Origin of the sequence: Bartonella sp. CB10SXKL (genome assembly GCF_042195515.1) — a bacterium.
Taxonomy (GTDB): Bacteria; Pseudomonadota; Alphaproteobacteria; order Rhizobiales; family Rhizobiaceae; genus Bartonella.
The window spans coordinates 1-5,872 of sequence record NZ_JBHION010000030.1; the positions used below are offsets into that span (position 1 = coordinate 1).

The 5,872-nt window shown below is 41.0% G+C and carries 1 pseudogene; it reads right to left on the bottom strand.

From position 1 onward, the window contains the following. Nucleotides 1–5,872 (bottom strand): annotated as a pseudogene (locus ACFIK3_RS08885) (hypothetical protein); the annotation flags it as partial.

A 5,872-nucleotide genomic window follows, 5' to 3' on the forward strand; every position in this document is an offset into this window, starting at 1 on the left:
AATTTGCTATTGCTTCCTTCCGTTCCATGCTTAGCTACAAACGCATTGGCTTCATTACTCCAATTCAAAGAATCCTGCGCTACTCCCTGCGAAACTTCCTTAATACGCTGATTCACATTTTTTATATTTGCATCAAGGCCTTCAAACGCACCACCTACACCATCAAAGGCGCTCGTGCTTACCTGACCATCTTCAGAAATATGCGATAATTTATACCTTGGCTGTGTAAGAGCTCCATCTTTAAAGGATGCTTCTCCACCTAAAAACTTAGCTACATCCTCACCGATTTTATTAATCTGACCGCCCGTGATTGCATCATGTGAACCCTTGGCAATCTGACCATCGGCAACATTATGGAGACCTACAGCCGCCTTATCCTTACCTTTACCTAAAGTCACACTCGTGTAATCAATGCCGCCATTATCACCATCTTTTTTATCGTAATGAACAACAGCTGAATCATCAGACTGAAGGCTGCTAGAAAGTTCCTTCAGACTTGCATCAAGCTGACCCTTGTTAACGGCATCATTATTATCTTTTGCATCCTCTACACCAGAAATAACCCGTTTCACACCGCTTTTGTTTGCAACATTAATTACAGTGCCATTTGTTTCCTTACCAACAGTGATAGGAGCCGTCTCATCATCCTGCTTGACAAGGCTTTCACTCACTACATTGGTTACATCATGATGAACATTCGTGACAGAACTACTAATATCAGAAAGTGCTTCCGCTACACTCTTATAACTTTCTTCACTTTCTGTCCCTTCTGCATTAACTTTCTTGATTACAAAATTTGGAGCCTTCCATTGTCCATCTTTATCATAACCTGCTCCTCCACCAAAATACGTCGCAAATGTCTGATTCATTGAATAAAGCTGACTACCCGTTACAGCATCTGTTGATTTAGCGCTAATCTCACCATTTGCTAGAAACGTAATTCTACTGTTTTCTTGTGTCCTTACAGCTCTGCCTTTTTCTTCTTGCTTCTTCTCATGACGCGCGACAAACGCATTGGCTTCATTACTCCAATTCAAAGAATCCTGCGCTACTCCCTGCGAAACTTCCTTAATACGCTGATTCACATTTTTTATATTTGCATCAAGGCCTTCAAACGCACCACCTACACCATCAAAGGCGCTCGTGCTTACCTGACCATCTTCAGAAATATGCGATAATTTATACCTTGGCTGTGTAAGAGCTCCATCTTTAAAGGATGCTTCTCCACCTAAAAACTTAGCTACATCCTCACCGATTTTATTAATCTGACCGCCCGTGATTGCATCATGTGAACCCTTGGCAATCTGACCATCGGCAACATTATGGAGACCTACAGCCGCCTTATCCTTACCTTTACCTAAAGTCACACTCGTGTAATCAATGCCGCCATTATCACCATCTTTTTTATCGTAGAGAACCACTGCTGAATCATCAGACTGAAGGCTGCTGGAAAGATCCTTCAGACTTGCATCAAGCTGCGCTTTATTGACTGCCTCGTCTCCATTTTGCGCTGCCTTAACACCAGAAAGAATTCGAGCATCACCATCACGATTTAAAATATTGATTTTATTGCCGCCTCTTTCCGCACCAATAGTAATAAGACCCATCCTATCCTGCTTAACAAGGCTATCACTCACTACATTCGTAATCTCTTTGCTGATCTCATTTTTTACATTCGTAACAGAATTACCAACTCCAGCCAAAGCATCCGCCACATTGCCATAGTCTATCTCTTCAGAGTTACCATCATCCTTAACTGTCTTAACCTTAAAACTTGGTGCTTTCCATTTTCCATCTTTATCATAACCTGCTCCTCCACCAAAATAGCCAGCAAACTGTTTTTGCAGATCATAAATCTGTCCACCCGTAATCGCATCACTCGAGCCTGATACTATAGAGCCAGCTGCAAGTGATGTAAGCTTGCTGTTCTCTTTATTGTCCCCATGCGTCGCCACAAACGCACCTTTAGTCTTGCCCCATAACAATGCATCGCCTTGAACTGCTTGCGTAATATTACTTAGTTTTTCATCAAACTTTTTGACCTCATTAGACAGATGAGTGTTCACATTCTTGACACTCGTATCAAGACCCGCAAAGGCGCTACCAACATCGTTATGTGAATTAGTCGTTACTGTACCATCGTCAGAAACATTAGAGATTTTATAAGTCGGAGCTGTAAAAACACCCTCTTTAAAGGATGCTTCTCCACCTAAAAACTTAGCTACATCCTCACCGATTTTATTAATCTGACCGCCCGTTATTGCATCATGTGAACCCTTGGCAATCTGACCATCGGCAACATTATGGAGACCTACAGCTGCCTTATCCTTACCTTTACCTAAAGTCACACTTGTGTAATCAATGCCCCCATTATCACCATCTTTTTTATCGTAATGAACAACAGCTGAATCATCAGACTGAAGGCTGGTAGAAAGTTCCTTCAGACTTGCATCAAGCTGACCTTTGTTAACAGCTTCATTATCCTTTGTTGCTTCACCAACACCTGAAAGAGTCCGATCCGTACCAGTCTTGTTGGCTATATTGATTTCACTGCCTTCTACTTCTTTACCAATAGTGATAAGATTTGTATCTGCATCTTTCTTAACAAGGCTATCTCCTCTAACATTGTTAATTTCATTGTTAATTTGTTTTGTAATCTCATTTTTAACATTTGTGATAGAACTACCAACCCCTGTTAAAGCACTCGCTACATCAGGATAATTCTGATCTTTAGATCCACCATCAGCATCAAAGGTCTTGACCGTGAATTTAGGATTCGTCCATTTACCTTCTTTATATTCAGCGCCACCACCTAAATAAGTTGCAACAGTCTTATTCGTATCAAAAAGCTGAGAACCATTGATCGCATCACTTGAGCTTGCAGAGACCTCTCCATTGGAAAGAAATGTAATCTTACTCTTACTTTCCTTCTCTCCATGTGTTGCTACAAACGCCTTGTCAGAATCACTCCACAACAATGCATTCTGCTTAATATTTTCAGTAACCTCCGTGTTGTTTTGGGTAAACTCTTTTTGAAGATTCTCAAAAGATGTTCCTACACCCTCAAAAGCTTCCGATACAGTATTATACTTCTTCTCTTCAACTTTAGTACCATCCTCATTAATGGTCTTAATCTTGAAGCTTGGAGCTGTCCAAGCGCCACCGGCATAACTAGCATGACCACCTAAAGACTGCGCAACACTGTCACCTAGAGCATATAGCTGATTTCCTGCTACAGCATCGCTTGAAGTTCCACTAACGTCTCCGTTGGCAAGATGTTTAATCTTGCTGCTCACTCTTTTATCTTCTTTTCCATGCTGTGCCACAAAGGCCCCTTCAGCATCACTCCACAACAACGCATCGCCTTGAACTTCTTGCGTAATATTACTTAGTTTTTCATTAAACTTTTTGACCTCATTAGACAGATGTTTATTCACATTTATGAAGTTCGTATCAATTCCTGCAAAAGCAGAGCCTACATCATTATAGGATTCGCTTGTCACTTCACCATCTTCAGAAACTTTCGACATCGTATAAGTGGGATCTTTAAACTTCTCACCATCAAAGGATACGTTGCCACCTAAAATCTTTGATAAATCTGCAGCTATGGTATGAAGCTGACCTCCCGTAACCGCATCATTCGAGCCTGATACTATAGAGCCAGCCGCAAGTGATGTGATCTTGCTGTTTTCCTTTTTACCTTCTTCCGTTTTATGCTGTGCGACAAAGGCATTGGCTTCCTTGCTCCATAACAAAGAATCCTGCGCAACTCCTTCTGAGACCGCCTTAATACGAGCGTTAACAGTCTTGATATTCGTATCAAGTCCTTTAAAGGCTTTTTCTACACCTTCATACGGTTTATCTGTTACCTCACCGTCTTTAGAAACTGTCGATAAGTCATAGCTGGGAACTGTAAAAGTGCCATCAGCACCAAACGATGATTTGCCACCTAAAATCTTTGATAAACTTGCAGCTATGGTATTAATCTGACCACCTGTAACAGCATCGCTCGAACCTGATACTATAGAACCATCAGCCAGCGATGTGATCTTGCTGTTTTCCTTTTTACCTTCTTCCGTTTTATGCTGTGCGACAAAGGCATTGGCTTCCTTGCTCCAATTTAAGGAATCCTGTGCTACTCCTTCAGAGACTTCCTTAATGCGATCGTTAACAGTCTTGATATTCGTATCAAGTCCTTTAAAGGCTTTTTCAACACCTTCATACGGTTTATCTGTTACCTTACCGTCTTTAGAAACTGTTGATAAGACATACTTTGGTCCTTTAAAGTTTTTGCCATCAAAAGATACATCGCCACCTAAAATCTTTGAGAAATCATCTGTGATGATATGAAGCTGTCCACCCGTGACTGCATCATGTGAACCCTTGGCAATCTGACCATCAGCAACATTGTGAAGTGCTACAGCAGCAGAATTTGCACCTTTTCCTAAAGTCACACTCGCATAATTTATAGTGTTATTATCACCCTCTTTTTTATCATAGTGAACAACAGCCGAGTCATCTGATTGAAGACTGTTAGAAAGCTTCTCTAAACTTTCATCAAGCTGACCTTTATTAACCGCTTCATTCACACGCTCTGCTTTCTTAACACCAGAAAGAATCCGGTCCCCTTTGTCCTTATTGGCAATGTTGATTTCACTACCTTCTACAGCAGCTCCAATAGTGAGACGATGCGTTGTTTTGTCTTGCTGAACAAAGCTCTCGCTTTCCACTTTGGTAATCACATCGTTAACCTGTTCAGTCAATTTATTCTGAACATTCGTGATAGAACTTCCAACACCTGCAAGTGCATCAGCTACATTCGTATAGTTCTTGTCAAAAGAAGTACCATCCTCACCAAACTGCTTGATCTTGAAATCCGGTGCTTTCCATTGTCCTTGCTCATCATAACCTGCACCTCCACCAAAATACGTCGCAAATGTCTTATTCATTGAATAAAGCTGACCACCCGTGACAGCATCCGTTGAATTAGCGGTAATCTCACCATTTGCAAGAAACGTAATTCTACTGTTTTCTTGTGTCCTTACAGCTCTGCCTTTTTCTTCTTTGCTCTTCTCATGACGCGCTACAAACGCATTGGCTTCCTTGCTCCATAACAAAGAATCCTGTGCTACTCCTTCAGAAACCTCTTTAATCCGCGCATTCACATTCTTGATATTTGCATCAAGGCCTGAAAAAGCGGTTCCAACACCTTGAAAGGCACTCTCTGTTACACTTCCATCTTTGGCAATGTAAGATAATTTATACGTTGGCTGTGTAAGAGCTCCATCTTTAAAGGATGCTTCTCCACCTAAAAACTTAGCTACATCCTCACCGATTTTATTAATCTGACCACCCGTGATTGCATCATGTGAATCCTTGGCAATCTGACCATCGGCAACATTATGCAAACCTACAGATGCCTTATCCTTACCTTTACCTAAAGTTACATTCGTGTAATCAATGCCGCCATTATCACCATCTTTTTTATCGTAGTGAACAACGGCTGAATCATCAGACTGAAGGCTGGTAGAAAGATCCTTTAAACCTTTATCTAGCTGACCTTTATTAACCGCTTCATTATTCTTCGTTGCTGCCTTCACACCAGAAAGAGTTCGATCTGCTTTGCCACTATTAGCGATATTGATTTCACTGCCTTCTACTTCTTTACCAATAGTGATAAGATTGGTTGCTTGATCTTTCTTAACAAGGCTATCACCTTTCACATTGGCAATCTCATTATTAATCTCTTTGCTGATCTCATTTCTAATATTTGTGAAAGAATTACCAACTCCAGTCAAAGCATCCGCCACATTGCCATAGTCTATCTCTTCAGATTTACCATTATCCTTAACTGCCTTAACCTTAAAACTTG